15 protein-coding genes and 1 tRNA gene are annotated in these 13654 nt (G+C 63.9%); 9 read left to right on the plus strand and 7 right to left on the minus strand.

Translation table 11 applies throughout. The annotated features are described in order from the left end of the window. The 5 genes from FJ543_RS20940 to FJ543_RS20960 all read right to left on the minus strand — a co-directional run bounded on the left by FJ543_RS20940 (position 1) and on the right by FJ543_RS20960 (position 4826). Positions 1-1317, minus strand: a complete 1317-nt coding sequence (locus FJ543_RS20940) for an ArgE/DapE family deacylase (RefSeq protein WP_140876786.1) — start codon at positions 1315-1317, stop codon at positions 1-3. Between the two features lie 41 nt (positions 1318-1358). Further along, positions 1359-2264, minus strand: a complete 906-nt coding sequence (locus FJ543_RS20945; protein WP_140876788.1) for a MurR/RpiR family transcriptional regulator — start codon at positions 2262-2264, stop codon at positions 1359-1361. A 94-nt stretch (positions 2265-2358) separates the two neighbouring features. Continuing rightward, positions 2359-4026 carry a DUF882 domain-containing protein gene (locus FJ543_RS20950; protein ID WP_140876790.1) on the minus strand — a complete coding sequence of 556 codons (1668 nt, stop codon included), beginning with the start codon at positions 4024-4026 and terminating at the stop codon, positions 2359-2361. 216 nt (positions 4027-4242) lie between these two features. Then, positions 4243-4644, minus strand: a complete 402-nt coding sequence (locus tag FJ543_RS20955; protein ID WP_140876792.1) for a serine acetyltransferase — start codon at positions 4642-4644, stop codon at positions 4243-4245. Positions 4645-4751: 107 nt separating this feature from the next. Continuing rightward, a tRNA-Thr gene (locus FJ543_RS20960) sits at positions 4752-4826 on the minus strand. A 160-nt stretch (positions 4827-4986) separates the two neighbouring features. Here FJ543_RS20960 and FJ543_RS20965 point away from each other — a divergent pair. The 9 genes from FJ543_RS20965 to yacG all read left to right on the plus strand — a co-directional run bounded on the left by FJ543_RS20965 (position 4987) and on the right by yacG (position 10581). Continuing rightward, complete coding sequence (locus tag FJ543_RS20965; protein WP_015316270.1) at positions 4987-5163, plus strand: hypothetical protein; 177 nt, start codon at positions 4987-4989, stop codon at positions 5161-5163. A gap of 130 nt (positions 5164-5293) precedes the next feature. Further along, the gene (gene murA, locus FJ543_RS20970) at positions 5294-6586 is read left to right on the plus strand and encodes a UDP-N-acetylglucosamine 1-carboxyvinyltransferase (protein ID WP_140876793.1); all 1293 of its coding nucleotides are present in this window, start codon (positions 5294-5296) and stop codon (positions 6584-6586) included. Between the two features lie 168 nt (positions 6587-6754). Beyond that, positions 6755-7189: a DUF2948 family protein gene (locus FJ543_RS20975; protein ID WP_015316268.1), complete on the plus strand. Its 435-nt coding sequence runs from the start codon at positions 6755-6757 to the stop codon at positions 7187-7189. Positions 7190-7196: 7 nt separating this feature from the next. Continuing rightward, positions 7197-8489 carry a histidinol dehydrogenase gene (gene hisD / locus FJ543_RS20980; RefSeq protein WP_140876795.1) on the plus strand — a complete coding sequence of 431 codons (1293 nt, stop codon included), beginning with the start codon at positions 7197-7199 and terminating at the stop codon, positions 8487-8489. 6 nt (positions 8490-8495) lie between these two features. After that, complete coding sequence (locus FJ543_RS20985) at positions 8496-8981, plus strand: UPF0262 family protein (RefSeq protein ID WP_015316266.1); 486 nt, start codon at positions 8496-8498, stop codon at positions 8979-8981. Further along, positions 8969-9430, plus strand: a complete 462-nt coding sequence (locus FJ543_RS20990) for a low molecular weight phosphatase family protein (RefSeq protein ID WP_083882981.1) — start codon at positions 8969-8971, stop codon at positions 9428-9430. Before FJ543_RS20985 ends, FJ543_RS20990 begins: the two co-directional genes overlap by 13 nt. A gap of 87 nt (positions 9431-9517) precedes the next feature. Then, positions 9518-9736, plus strand: coding sequence for a translation initiation factor IF-1 (gene infA, locus FJ543_RS20995; RefSeq protein WP_006329283.1), 219 nt, complete (start codon positions 9518-9520; stop codon positions 9734-9736). A 24-nt stretch (positions 9737-9760) separates the two neighbouring features. Continuing rightward, complete coding sequence (locus tag FJ543_RS21000; protein ID WP_015316264.1) at positions 9761-10387, plus strand: Maf-like protein; 627 nt, start codon at positions 9761-9763, stop codon at positions 10385-10387. Then, complete coding sequence (yacG, locus tag FJ543_RS21005) at positions 10384-10581, plus strand: DNA gyrase inhibitor YacG (protein ID WP_023772777.1); 198 nt, start codon at positions 10384-10386, stop codon at positions 10579-10581. Before FJ543_RS21000 ends, yacG begins: the two co-directional genes overlap by 4 nt. Positions 10582-10592: 11 nt before the next feature. Here the strand turns inward: yacG and FJ543_RS21010 are convergent, their stop codons facing one another. Then, positions 10593-11963 (minus strand): alpha-glucosidase/alpha-galactosidase, encoded by a 1371-nt coding sequence (locus FJ543_RS21010; RefSeq protein ID WP_140614685.1) that lies wholly within the window; start codon positions 11961-11963, stop codon positions 10593-10595. A 19-nt stretch (positions 11964-11982) separates the two neighbouring features. Next, complete coding sequence (locus tag FJ543_RS21015) at positions 11983-13650, minus strand: ABC transporter ATP-binding protein (protein ID WP_140876797.1); 1668 nt, start codon at positions 13648-13650, stop codon at positions 11983-11985. Positions 13651-13654 lie beyond the last annotated feature (4 nt).

Raw genomic sequence — 13654 nt, forward strand, 5'->3', positions numbered from 1 at the left:
TCAGCGCACGCCACACCAGTCGATGACGGATGCCGCGATCACCTTGGCGGTCTCGACCACCGATTCCACTTCGACATATTCGTTGGCGCCATGGAAGCCGTCGCCCGATGGACCGAAAATGACACCATCGACACCGGCGCCAGCATAGTGCGCTGCATCGCACACGGCGACGAAGCCGCTTGTCTGAGGCGCCTTGCCGATCGCCGCCTTGCGTTTCATCAGCGACGTCACCAACGGATGGTCGACCGGCGTGTTCATCGGCGGGAAATGCAGCCCGCCGAGCTCCCACTGGATGACAGGCGGGTTGTCGCGCAACCAGGCGTCGGTTTGCGCGAAATGATGGACGAAATTCTCGAAATCGCGGCGATAGTCGGCTGAATTCTCATCCGGCAGAAACTTCATGTCGAGATCGAGCACGGCAACATCGGGGATGATGGCCGGATTGGTCATCACCGTCGGCAGGCCGTGTTCGCCAAGGCCCGTTCCGCCATGCATGACGCCGATGTTGATCGTGTTCATGCCGATCGGCAGCAGCGGATGGGACTTTGCCCGTGTCCGGTCGAGCTCGTACTGGCGGACGGCGGCAATGAACCGCGCCGCGAACTCGATGGCGTTGACACCCGGCTTCAGCCGGTCCTTGTCGTGCCGTTGCGGGTAGATTTCGTTGTAACGCAGCGCCGAATGCGCGTTGCGGCCACGGATCGTCACCCGCGCCCATTCGAGCCCGCCCTCGACCGGGAGGACATCGCCCCAGGTCGGCTCGGCGACAAGCACCGCCTTGGCGAGTTTGCCCTTCTTGACCGCATCCATGGCGCCGAAGCCACCAGCCTCCTCGTCGACGACGGAGTGGACGGCCAACCGGCCTTGCAGTGTGATGCCCGCCTTGCGGATCGCGTGCGCGGCGGCGACGCAAGCCGCGACGCCGCCCTTCATGTCGATCGCACCCCGGCCATAGAGCCGGCCATTCGTGATCTCACCGCCGAACGGATCGACCGACCAGTCCTTCATCTCGCCGACCGGCACGACGTCGATATGCCCACACAGGATCAGGCTGCGCTCCTCGTTTCCAGCCCATTCGCCGACCAGATTGGGCCGGCCGGGCAAGGCGTCCCACTGTTCGGTCTTGAAGCCATCGTGCTTGAGGATCGGCTCCAGCAGAGCCTGGACATCCGCCTCGCGGTTGATCGCCGGATTGGCCTCGAATTTGGGATTGACCGAAGGGATACGGACCATGTCGCGGACCAGCCCGAACAGCCAGTCGCGGTCTCTCTCGATTTCAGCCTGCACGGCATCGATGATCGTCTGGGCGTCAGCCATGGTTATTCCTTCCTCGCACCGCCGCGCCGGGCGCATCGGTGCTATTTCCTGGTGGTTCTTGGTTTGGCGGTTTCGTTGTCGGACGGCGACAAGGCGGCATCGAGGGTGACGGCATTGGCGCTGCGGATCTTCTCGATGTCCTCGATGCGCTTGCGCACCCCGGCGCCATGGCCTTCCAGCGCATGGGCGAAAACCGTCTCCATCTGAGCCACGGCGGTCGCCAGCGTGTCGAAGGGCGAGTTGGCGTCGATCGCCGCGACCATCGTCAGGTCGGCGACGTCAGCGATCGGCGACAGCCACACATCGGTGAACAGCAGAAGGGAGACGCCGCGTTCCTTCGCCTGCCGCGCAAAGCTAACCACGTCCGACTGGTAGCGCCGGTAGTCGAACACGACGAGAAGGTCGCGCTTGCCGAGGTCGATCAGCAAGTCGAAATCCGCCGGGCTCAACGAGCCGATGTCGCGCACGCCGGAGCGGAACTGCAGGAGATAGCCGGCGAGCATGGAAGCGATGTGGCGGCTGAAACGGCCGCCCAGCAGGACGACCTGGCCCTTGGTCTCGAGCAGCAAATTGACAGCGCGTGTATAGGCCTGCAGGGGGACCGCCGTGCGCGTGCGCTCCAGACTGTCGGAAACCGAATGGAAGTAGGCCAGTGCCGTGCCCTCGCTGGAGCCGCCAGGACGCTTGGCCTCCATCATCAGCAACGGCGAATGTAGTCTTGATTCGACTTCCGTCAGCAGCCGCGCCTGGAAATCGGCAAAGCCGACATAGCCGAGCTTTGTCATCAGGCGGGTCACGCTCGGGTCGCTGACGCCGGCGCGTCGCGCCAGCCGGGTCGCCGTTCCCAGCCCCGACATCGGATAGTCGGCGAGCAGGACCTGAACGATCTTTTCTTCCGCCGACGTGAAAGCCAAGGTGGTGTTGGCCAACTCTTCGCGGATCGACATGGTCATCGCCTCTCGCTAACGGAAAGACGATTATCTTACAATTTCATACAAGATTGTCAAATTTGGAAAATATCTTACAGACTTGCGCGTCGACCTATCTGAACCTGGCGATGGGCAGGAATTTCACAGCGGAGCCGGTGAAGCGGCGGTGATCGGACGTCTGTCCTCGTGGCTGGAAGCCATCGAGATAGACCTGCTCCGGCGCCGTGCGGATGAAATTGGCGGCAATGACGGTCGCCGCTGTCGAGCCGGTTCCGGTGATGCGGCGCCCGGTCTCAACCGATTGGCCGGTCGGCGCCGCTGGCAGAATGACGGCGGTGGCTTCGGGATCGAGACGTGGCTGGACACGGTCGGCCTTGGGGCTGGTCCTGACACGGTCTTCAGGTTTCGATGCAGGGACTGCAATCCGCTGTCCAGCCAGCGAATCGAGGCTGTCATCGACGTGATGCGTGGCCAGCAAGGCACCGATTGCATCGGCAGATTTAGCCGCCTCCAGTTGACGCGCGGGGCCCGTCTGGTCTTGCGGTCGCCATATCGGGACAGGGATGTTGAGCGCCAGCATGTCCGGACCGGCAATCGCGGGGGCGGCATTCATCCTGGCCACGGGAATTTCGGCACCGGTCGCCGCCGGTTCAACCCGCGCGATGGATGCGCTGCTGGCTACGCCGAACGGCACGGCTTGCGGGATTGGAATGGTGGCGGCGAACCCGGTGCGGTGTGCGAAAGCGGGTATCGGCACCGTGCCGGGCGGCATCGCCATGACGATCGCTTCAGGCGTCTTTGCAGACGTTTCTTCGGCCGGATCGGCGGAGGGGGTCTGGACGTCCGCCCGCTGGGCTGCCTCCGGCGCCACGATAGCAATGCCCTGGCCAGCCGTCTTGGAGTCGCCAGGCATCTTGGGATCACCGGCCGTTTTAGGTTCAACTGACTTGGTCGGCTTGCGTGGCGCAGGCGCCGCTTCCGCGGCATCGTCCGCTTCATCCGCGCCGCGCCCGCCCAAAAGCGTCGCCAGCAGGCCGCGCGCTGGCCTGCGTTGGCCGCGGTCGGCGCTGGCCAGTTCGATGTTGGGCGTGCCGGCGGCCTTGCGTGACTCGTAGGCGGCAAACGCCTGCTCGTAGCCAGGCAACGGTTTGCCGTCGCTCGGCACATGCAGCGTGTTGCCGTTCGGGAAGACCCTGGCGAGCTCCAGGCGGCTGATGCCAGGCCAATGCCGCACATTGCCGACATCCATATGAATGAACGGCGAACCGGAGGTCGGATAATAGCCGACGCCGCCGCCCTGCATCTTCAGGCCGATGTCGCGCAACTTCTTCAGCGGCACGTCAGGCAGGAAGAAGTCCATGGCGCGGCCAACCATGTGCTGGCTTTCGCGGGCCACGCCCTTCGAACGACCGCGCAGCATGGCGTTGGTGGCCGGCGAGCGATAGGCGCTGACCACATGGATATAGGCCGTCGAGCCGCTGGCGCGGTAAGCCTGCCAGACCAGGTCGAGCAGGCGCGGGTCCATCCTGGTCGGCTCGTTGCGGCGCCAGTCGCGCAGCATGAAGTTGATCTTCTTCAGGCCCGCCTGATCGTAGCGCCCATCGCGCTTGAAGACGATCTCGGCCTTCTCGCCCGTATGAAGATGCTGAATCCGCAGGGCGCGCGTCTCGGCGAACGCATCGGTGACACACATGCAAAGCAACGCCATCGCAATGGCCGGCAACCATGTCCAACGACGGGAAGCGCCGAGCGGGTTATGTTCGCTTTCAATCCCATTCATGCCTTGCACATCGTTCCTGTTTCAGGCGAATTGACGTCTTCGCTCAGATGAGGAGCTTTCGTTCGGCACTCTCCCGGCCATGACTTGACCAGCCGGACAGGCAGCCGTCCGACAACCCGACATGTCGAAGAACAGCATCTTGGTTAACGAATCGTGTCATGCCGCGCATGCGTTCGACCGATGAGGGCGCGCCACCGGCAAGCGCCATAGGCCTGTTCACATTGCCGGCGGCCATCGATTGGTGATGAAATTGTGCTGCCGCGCCTTGTCGATCGGCCTCGCGGGGACGCCGACCGCGGTGCTCCCCGCCGGAATATTCCTGGTGACAACGGCACCCGCGCCGATAAGCGAGCGGCTGCCGATCGTGACCTCTTCTACGATGCACATGTTCGGGCCGATATAGACCTCGTCCCCTATCGACGCGGATTTGCCGAGCGTCGCCCCGATCGTCACATACTGGGATATGTTGCAGTTGTTGCCGATCATTGCCGTATGATGGACCACGCACGGGCCGCCATGGCCTATGTAGAAGCCATGGCCTATGCTGGTCTCCACGGGGATTTGTATGCCGAATTTCCTCATCTTCAGCGAGAGGAAGAGACGGGCTATCCGGCACACGACGGAATTGTCCGACTGCGCGATCCGGTGCCCGGCGCATGCCGTGAGTTCATCGCCTGTCCGTGCCGGAAAGACGGTGTCACAGGCCGCGTTGTTTGCAGGGTGTCTGGTGCTGCGAGAGAGGATTGAACTCTCGACCTCTCCCTTACCAAGGGAGTGCTCTACCACTGAGCTACCGCAGCCGCTGATGGCGGGGCTTCTGCCATATCGAACCGGCAAGCGCAAGGCCAAGAACAACGCTTCTGTGAATGGCTTTGCCGGATAGCTTTTATTGACATGGCGGCGCCACAATGTTGGCTATCCCTGAAAGCGGGTTGGCCGGGCGCCAGCCGTGGCGGGACAATGAACGACAAGACAAATCCACCGAAGAACAGCGGAACAACCCGCAAGAACCGGCTCGCCGAGCAGTTGCGGGCCAACCTGCAGAAGCGCAAGGCGCAGTCGCGCTCGCGCCGGACAGGCGAGGCCGACCAGCGGCCCGACGGGCTCGGCGCGGCCAAGGAAATGAAGAAAGATTAACTCAAATCGGCCACTCTCAGGCCGGGGTGGGCGAAATCCTATTTCTTGAACCAAATTGGTCAATGGTCTAGACGGGCCGATACTCAAACGATTGAACCGGCCCTTTTCTGGCCGAGAGGGACAGTCTCCAATGGATCGCATCAGAATTGTCGGCGGCAACAAGCTTGCCGGAAGCATTCCGATCTCGGGCGCGAAAAACGCCGCCCTGCCGCTGATGATCGCCTCGCTTCTCACCGACGACACGCTGACACTGGAAAACGTGCCGCATCTGGCCGATGTCGAGCAGTTGATCCGCATCCTCGGCAATCATGGCGTCGACTATTCGGTCAATGGCCGCCGCGAGAAGCAGAATGAGGGCTATTCGCGCACCATCAACTTCTCCGCCCGCAACATCGTCGACACGACGGCGCCTTACGAACTGGTGTCGAAAATGCGCGCCTCGTTCTGGGTGATCGGCCCGCTGCTGGCCCGCATGGGCGAGGCCAAGGTGTCGCTGCCCGGCGGCTGCGCCATCGGCACGCGCCCGGTCGATCTGTTCCTCGAAGGCCTGCAGGCACTGGGCGCCGACATCGATGTCGATACCGGCTACGTCATCGCCAAGACCCGGAACGGCCGCCTCGTCGGCAACCGCTATGTCTTCCCGAAAGTCTCGGTCGGCGCCACCCATGTGCTGATGATGGCGGCGTCGCTGGCCAAGGGCGAGACGGTGCTTGAAAACGCCGCCTGCGAGCCGGAGATCGTCAATCTCGCCGAATGCCTGAACGCCATGGGCGCCAGAATTTCCGGCGCCGGCACGCCGACCATCACCATCGACGGCGTCGAAGCGCTGTCGGGCGCGCGCGTGCGTGTCATCCCCGACCGCATCGAGACCGGCACCTATGCCATGGCGGTGGCAATGACCGGCGGCGACGTCGTGCTGGAAGGCGCACGACCGGAGCTGCTGCAGACGGCGCTCGACGTGATTTCCCAGACGGGCGCGGAGATCACCCAGACCAATTCCGGCATCCGCGTGAAGCGCAATGGCGCCGGCATTTCACCCGTCGACGTGGCGACGGCCCCCTTCCCGGCCTTCCCGACCGATCTGCAGGCGCAGTTCATGGGCCTGATGACCATGGCCAAGGGCAAATCGCGCATCACCGAGACGATCTTCGAAAACCGCTTCATGCACGTCCAGGAACTGGCTCGGCTCGGCGCCCACATCACGCTCTCGGGGCAGACGGCGATCGTCGACGGCGTGGCGAAGCTGAAGGGCGCGCCAGTCATGGCGACCGATCTTCGCGCTTCCGTCTCGCTGGTCATCGCCGGCCTGGCGGCCGAAGGCGAAACCACGGTCAACCGTGTCTACCATCTCGACCGCGGTTTTGAGCGGCTGGAGGAAAAGCTATCCAATTGCGGCGCGGTGATCGAACGTATTTCCGCCTGACGGTCGGACAGCAGCAGCTTCTGGCAAAGGGCGGCTCATAGCGCTGCCGCCCGTCTGCCCGCAGCGCAAACCCGAGGCAATGCCTCGGGCGGACGTCGTGGGGTGGTTGCACCGACCGGAAAGACCGCCTAACAGAGGCTGAAACCAACCTGTAGGTCGAAAATCCGGATGACCGCCCTCAAGCTTATCGCGCTCGACGACCAGGATCTGAGCATCGTCTCGGCCCATCTCCAGGACGCCGTGATGAAGGTCTCGGACCTCGAATTCCTGCCCAAGGCCAAACGCTTCGTCCTGACCATGAACCGTTTCGTGTGGGAGGCCAAATCCGGCCTGTTTCGCCAGCACAACGAACGACGGCAGGCCGTGCTGCATTTCGACCGGGTGCTGGGCGCCAAGACCAACGGCATCGCCCGCGACAAGCCCGCCGAAATTCTTTCCTTGCTGGCGATCAGCTTTATCGAGATCAGCAAGCCCGCGGGCATCGTCGAACTGATCTTTTCGGGCGGCGGCACGATCATGCTCGATGTCGAATGCATCGAGGCCCGCCTTGCCGATATTGGCGGTGCGTGGGAAGCCACCTCGCGCCCCATCCACAGGGCTTGAGCATACGATGGCCATCACGCTTGCCCAGTCCGACGCCGATTTCGAGCAGCGTTTCGCCGCGTTTCTCACGACCAAGCGCGAGGTGTCGGCCGACGTCGACGCCGTGGTGCGAGACATCATCGCGCGCGTGCGTGCCGAGGGCGATGCGGCACTGATCGACTACACGCGGAAATTCGGCGGAGGCGACCTCGCCAAGCTCGGCATTGCCGTCTCGGCGGAAGACATCGCCGGCGCCTATGCCGAGGCCGATCCGGCCACGGTCGAGGCGCTGAAATTCGCACGCGACCGCATCCGGTCCCATCACGAGCGGCAAAAGCCTCAGGACGAACGCTACACGGATCCCGCCGGCGTCGAGCTCGGCTCGCGCTGGACGGCGATCGAGGCGGTCGGGCTCTATGTGCCGGGCGGCACGGCAAGCTATCCGAGCTCGGTGCTGATGAACGCCGTGCCAGCCAAGGTAGCCGGCGTCGAGCGCATCGTCATGGTCGTGCCGGCACCGCACGGCGTCGTCAACCCGCTGGTGCTGGTGGCGGCGGATATATCGGGCGTCTCCGAAATCTACCGCGTCGGCGGCGCGCAGGCGATCGCGGCACTCGCCTATGGTACGCAGACGATAAAGCCCGTCGCCAAGATCGTCGGTCCAGGCAATGCCTATGTCGCCGCAGCCAAGCGGCAGGTGTTCGGCACGGTCGGCATCGACATGATCGCCGGCCCTTCCGAAGTGCTCGTCGTGGCGGACAGCGACAACGATCCGGACTGGATCGCCGCCGATCTGCTCGCCCAGGCCGAACATGACGTGTCGGCGCAGTCGATCCTGATCACCGACGAGCCAGCATTCGGCAAGGCGGTCGAACGGGCGGTCGAACGCCAGCTGCGGAGCCTGCCGCGCGCGGAAACGGCGGCCCAGAGCTGGCGCGATTTCGGCGCCGTCATCGTGGTTCCGACCGTCGAGGCCGCGCTGCCGCTGGTCGACCGCATCGCCGCCGAACATGTCGAGCTGGCCATCGAGGATGCCGAAGGCTTCCTGGCGAAGATGCGCAACGCGGGCGCGGTTTTTCTCGGCCGCCACACGCCCGAGGTCATCGGCGACTATGTCGGCGGCTCCAACCACGTGCTGCCGACGGCGCGCTCGGCGCGCTTCTCGTCGGGCCTGTCCGTGCTCGACTTCGTCAAGCGCACCTCGGTCCTCAAACTCGGACCGGAGCAGTTGCGCGTGCTGGCACCGGCGGCGATCGCACTCGCGCAGGCGGAAGGGCTTGACGCGCATGGCCGCTCTGTCGCCATACGGCTGAACATGTAGGCCAGTATGACGGGCTCCGGTCAAACCCGCGCAAAACTGATCGATGTCGAACTCGATGAGTCGATCGGCCGTTCGACGCCCGATGTCGAGCATGAGCGGGCGGTGGCGATCTTCGACCTGATCGAGGAGAATAGTTTTCAGCCTGTCAACGACAGCGGTGCGGGTCCCTACCGGCTGAAGCTGTCGCTGGCCGAGTCCCGCCTGGTCTTTGCCGTGGCACGCGAGGACGGCACCGCCGTCGTCACCCACATCCTGTCGCTGACGCCGCTCAGGCGCATCGTCAAGGATTACTACATGATCTGCGAGAGCTATTACGACGCCATCCGCTCCTCGACGCCGAGCCATATCGAGGCGATCGACATGGGCCGCCGTGGCCTGCACAATGAGGGCTCGCAGACGCTGATGGATCGGCTCTCCGGCAAGATCGACATCGACTTCGACACGGCGCGACGGCTGTTCACGCTGGTCTGCGTGCTGCACTGGCGGGGCTGATCCTGGCCCCCGGCGCCCTGCCCCGCTCGGTTCTGTTCCTGTGCGGCATGAATGCCGTGCGCTCGCCGATGGCCGAGCAGCTGGCGCGCCGGATGCTGCCCGCCACCGTCTTCGTCGCCTCGGCCGGCGTGCGCGCCGGCGAGCGCGACCCGTTCGTCGATGCCGTGCTTGCCGAGGACGGGCTGTCGCTGGGTGAGCGTCATCCAAGGACGCTGAACGATCTCGAGGACGACTATTTCGACCTGATCGTGACACTGGCGCCGGAGGCCCACCATGCCGCGCTCGAACTCACGCGCTCGCTTGCCGTCGAGGTGGAATACTGGCCGACGCCGGATCCGACCGATGCCAGCGGCACGCGCGAACACATCATGGCCAGCTATCGCGACGTGCGCGAGCGGCTGAAAGCCCGGATCTACAGCCGGTTCACCGTTCCGAGGCCTGGCGATTAAGCGTGTTCACAAGCGACAGATTATCATATAGGTTCCGCCGAAATTCCAGCCGGGGCGCTGGAACTGCCATCCAAGCAAAGGTATCGAATGCCGAAGGAAGAAGTCCTCGAGTTTCCGGGTATCGTCACGGAATTGTTGCCCAACGCGATGTTCAGGGTGAAGCTCGAAAACGAACACGAGATCATCGCCCATACCGCCGGCCGCATGCGCAAGAACCGCATCCGCGTGCTGACCGGCGACAAGGTTCTGGTCGAGATGACGCCATACGACCTGACCAAGGGCCGCATCACCTACCGCTTCAAGTAAGATCAAGACCCGGCCGGTAAAGCGATGAGCATTTTGCAAAAGCTGGTGCTTGCCTCGGGTTCGCCGCGCCGCATCGAACTCCTGCAGCAGGCCGGCATCGAGCCGGACCGCATCCTGCCAGCCGATATCGACGAAACGCCGCTGCGTGCCGAGCATCCGCGCTCGCTGGCCAAACGGCTGTCGAAGGAAAAGGCCGAGAAGGCGTTCGCGTCGCTGAAGTCCGAGACGGACCATGCGCCGAGCTTCGTGCTGGCGGCCGACACGGTGGTCGCCGTCGGGCGGCGCATCCTGCCCAAGGCCGAGACGCTGGATGACGCCGCCAACTGCCTCGGGCTGTTGTCCGGACGTTCGCACCGGGTCTATTCCGGCATCTGCCTGATCACGCCGGGCGGCAAACTGCGCCAGCGACTGGTCGAGACGCGGGTGCGTTTCAAGCGGCTGCCGCGCGAGGAGATCGACGCCTATGTCGCGTCCGGCGAATGGCGCGGAAAGGCCGGCGGCTATGCCGTGCAAGGATTGGCCGGCGCCTTCGTCGTCAAGCTCGTCGGCTCCTACACCAACATTGTCGGCCTGCCGCTCTACGAGACGGTGGCGCTGCTGTCGGGCGAAGGTTTCAAGACGCATCAAAACTGGTTGTCCGCGCGACCATGAGCCTCGACGACAAGGTCACGCCCCTGCGGCCCAAGCGCCCGTGCCCGGAATGCGGCAAGCCATCGGCGCGCGAGACCTATCCATTCTGCTCGACGCGCTGCAAGGACATCGACCTCAACCGCTGGCTGAAGGGTGCCTATGTCATCTCGGCCCGCGACGACGAGGAAGAACCGGACGCCGACGAGCCGAAGTAGACGAGCGCCGGTCAGGCGGCTTCGTTCTTGCGTTTGACGCGCGCCCAGGCCGGCAGCCAGTCGCCATGTGCGGCCAGGAGATCATCGACCAGTGACCAGATCTGGTCGAGATCGAGTTCGGCCGCGGTGTGCGGATCCATCATCGCCGCGTGATAGATGTGGTCGCGGTTTTCGCTCATCAGCGCCCGCACCGTCAGTTCCTGTACGTTGATGTTGGTGCGGATCAGCGCCGTCAATTGCGGCGGCAGGTCGCCTATATAGGTCGGCTGGATGCCGGACGCATCGACCAGGCACGGCACTTCGGCGGCGCAATCACGCGGCAGCGAGGTGATGCAGCCATTGTTGCGCACATTGCCGTAGATGACCGACGGTTCGCCGGTCCAGACCGAATTCATGATCGAGGAGGCATATTCCTTCGACTCTTCGACCTCGATGCGCTGGGCCGAGCGGTAGGCCTGCGCCTGGTCCTTCCAACGCTCGATCTGCTCGACGCAGCGCTTGGGGTATTCATCGAGCGGAATGCCGTATTTCTCGATCAAATCGGGGCGGCCGTCCTTGATGAAATAGGGCGTGTACTCGGCGAAATGCTCCGAGCTCTCGGTGACGAAATAGCCCAGCCGCGTCAGCATCTCATAGCGCACCTTGTTCGGACAGCGCGGATTCCAGCCGGGTTTCGGCGCGCGGCCTTCGCGATAGGCCCGCACGAGATCGGGATAGAGGTCGCGATAGGATCCGTCCGGCTGGCGATGCTCGAACTGCAGGTAGAAGGCCATGTGGTTGATGCCGGCCGAGCGGTAGCGGATCTCGTCATAGGGAAGGTCGAGATCGTGTGCCAGCTCCATCGCCGTCCCTTGCACCGAATGGCACAGCCCGACCTGCCTGATCTCGGGATATTTCTCCGAGATCGCCCAGGTGTTGATCGCCATCGGGTTGACATATTGCAGCATGATGGCCCGCGGGCAGACGGCAAGCATGTCCTCGCAGATCTTCCACAGATGCGGCACGGTCCTGAGGCCGCGCATGATGCCGCCGACGCCGAGCGTGTCGGCGATGGTCTGGCGCAGGCCATATGTCTTCGGCACCTCGAAATCCGTGACGGTGCAGGGCTCATAGCCGCCGATCTGGAAGGCGACGACGACGAAATCGGCGTCCGCCAGCGCCTTGCGCTGGTCCGTGTAGGTCTCGGCCATCGCCTTGACGCCGAGTGTGGCGATCAGTTTGTTGACGACGACGGCGCTTTCTTCCAGCCGCTGCGGATTGATGTCCATCAGCGCGATCGTGGCGCCCGAAAGTGCCGGGCGCTGCAGCACGTCGCCGACGATGTTCTTCATGAACACCGTCGAGCCGGCGCCGATGAAAGTGATCCTGGGATGTCTTGCCACGTTAACCTCCGGCATCTGTTCAGGCCACGTCGAAAGCGGCCCTGACGAGCCGTTCGGTGTAGGCGGTCTTGGGATTGGTGAGGACCTGGTCGACGGGTCCCTGCTCGACGATCTTGCCGTGCTGCATGACGATGACGCGGTGGCACAGCGCGCGCACCACCTTGAGGTCGTGCGAGATGAAGAGATAGCTCAGGCCGCGCTCGTCCTGCAGCTTGCGCAGCAGGTCGATGATCTGCGCCTGGACGGAGAGATCCAGCGCCGACGTCGGCTCGTCGAGCAGGATGAATTCGGGTTCGAGCGCGATGGCCCGGGCGATGGCGATGCGCTGCCGCTGGCCGCCGGAAAATTCATGCGGAAACCGCGACAGGATATCGCCCGGCATGCCCGCGCTGACCAACGCCTCGCGCACCCGTTCGACCCGCTCGCGGCGCGTTGCGCCGATGCCGTTGACGACCAGCCCTTCCTCGATGATCTGGCCGATCGTCATGCGTGGGTTAAGCGAGGAGAACGGGTCCTGGAAGACGATCTGCATGCGCGACCGCAGCGGCCGCATCTGCGTTCGCGACAGGCCATGGATCGGCTGGCCATCGAAGCGGATCTCACCGCGTTTCGCTTCGGTCAGCCGGAGCAGCGCCTGGCCGAACGTGGTCTTGCCGGAGCCGGATTCGCCGACCAGCCCAAGCGTCTCATGGCGGCAAAGCTTGAGGTCGAGGTCGTCGACCGCGACCAGTTCACGCCAGTCCGGCTTCAAGAACGTGCCGTGGCGCAGCATGAAGCAGACGCGCACGCCATTCGCTTCGAGGATGGTGCCAGAGCCCGCGGGCAACGGTTGCGGCCGTCCTCTTGGTTCGGAAGCAAGCAATCGCCTGGTGTAGGGATGCCGCGGATCGGCGAACAAGCGTTCAGTGACGTTGTGCTCGCACATTTCGCCATGCTGCATCACATAGACGTAGTCGGAAAACTTGCGCACCACGGTGAGGTCGTGGGTGATCAGGATCACCGCCATCCGCAGCTCTTTCTGCAGATTGCGGATCAGGTTGAGGATCTGCGCCTGCACCGTGACGTCGAGCGCGGTCGTCGGCTCATCGGCGATCAGCACGTCGGGATCGTTGGCGAGCGCCATGGCGATCATCACGCGCTGCCGTTGCCCACCCGAGAGCTGGTGCGGATATTGCTTGAGCCGCGCCTCGGGCTCGGGAATCTGCACATGCCGCAGCAGTTCCAGCGCCCGCGCCCAGGCTTGCTTGCGGCTCACCTTGCGATGCACCCGGATTGCTTCGACGATCTGGCTGCCGACTGTGTAAATCGGGTTGAGCGAGCTCATCGGCTCCTGGAAGATCATCGAGATGCGGTTGCCGCGCAGCTTGCGCCGGGCGCTCTCGGGAAATTTCAGAATGTCCTGTCCGTCATAACAGATGCTCGATTTCGGTGACACCGTTGCGCGGCGCGACAGCAGGCCCATGACGGTGCGCGCCGTCACCGACTTGCCGGAACCGGATTCGCCGACGATCGCGATCGTCTCGCCGCGATAGAGCTGGAACGAGATGTCCTTGACCGCCTCGACGGTACCGTGCTCGACCTTGAAGGCGACCTCGATGTTGCGGGCGTCGATGACGGGCTCTCCCTGGCGCCCATCATGATCGAGGCGAAAGGCTGGTGCGAAGGGCTCGGCGAGTACGACGGTCATTCCT

The organism is Mesorhizobium sp. B2-5-7 (assembly GCF_006440875.1).
GTDB lineage: Bacteria > Pseudomonadota > Alphaproteobacteria > Rhizobiales > Rhizobiaceae > Mesorhizobium > Mesorhizobium australicum.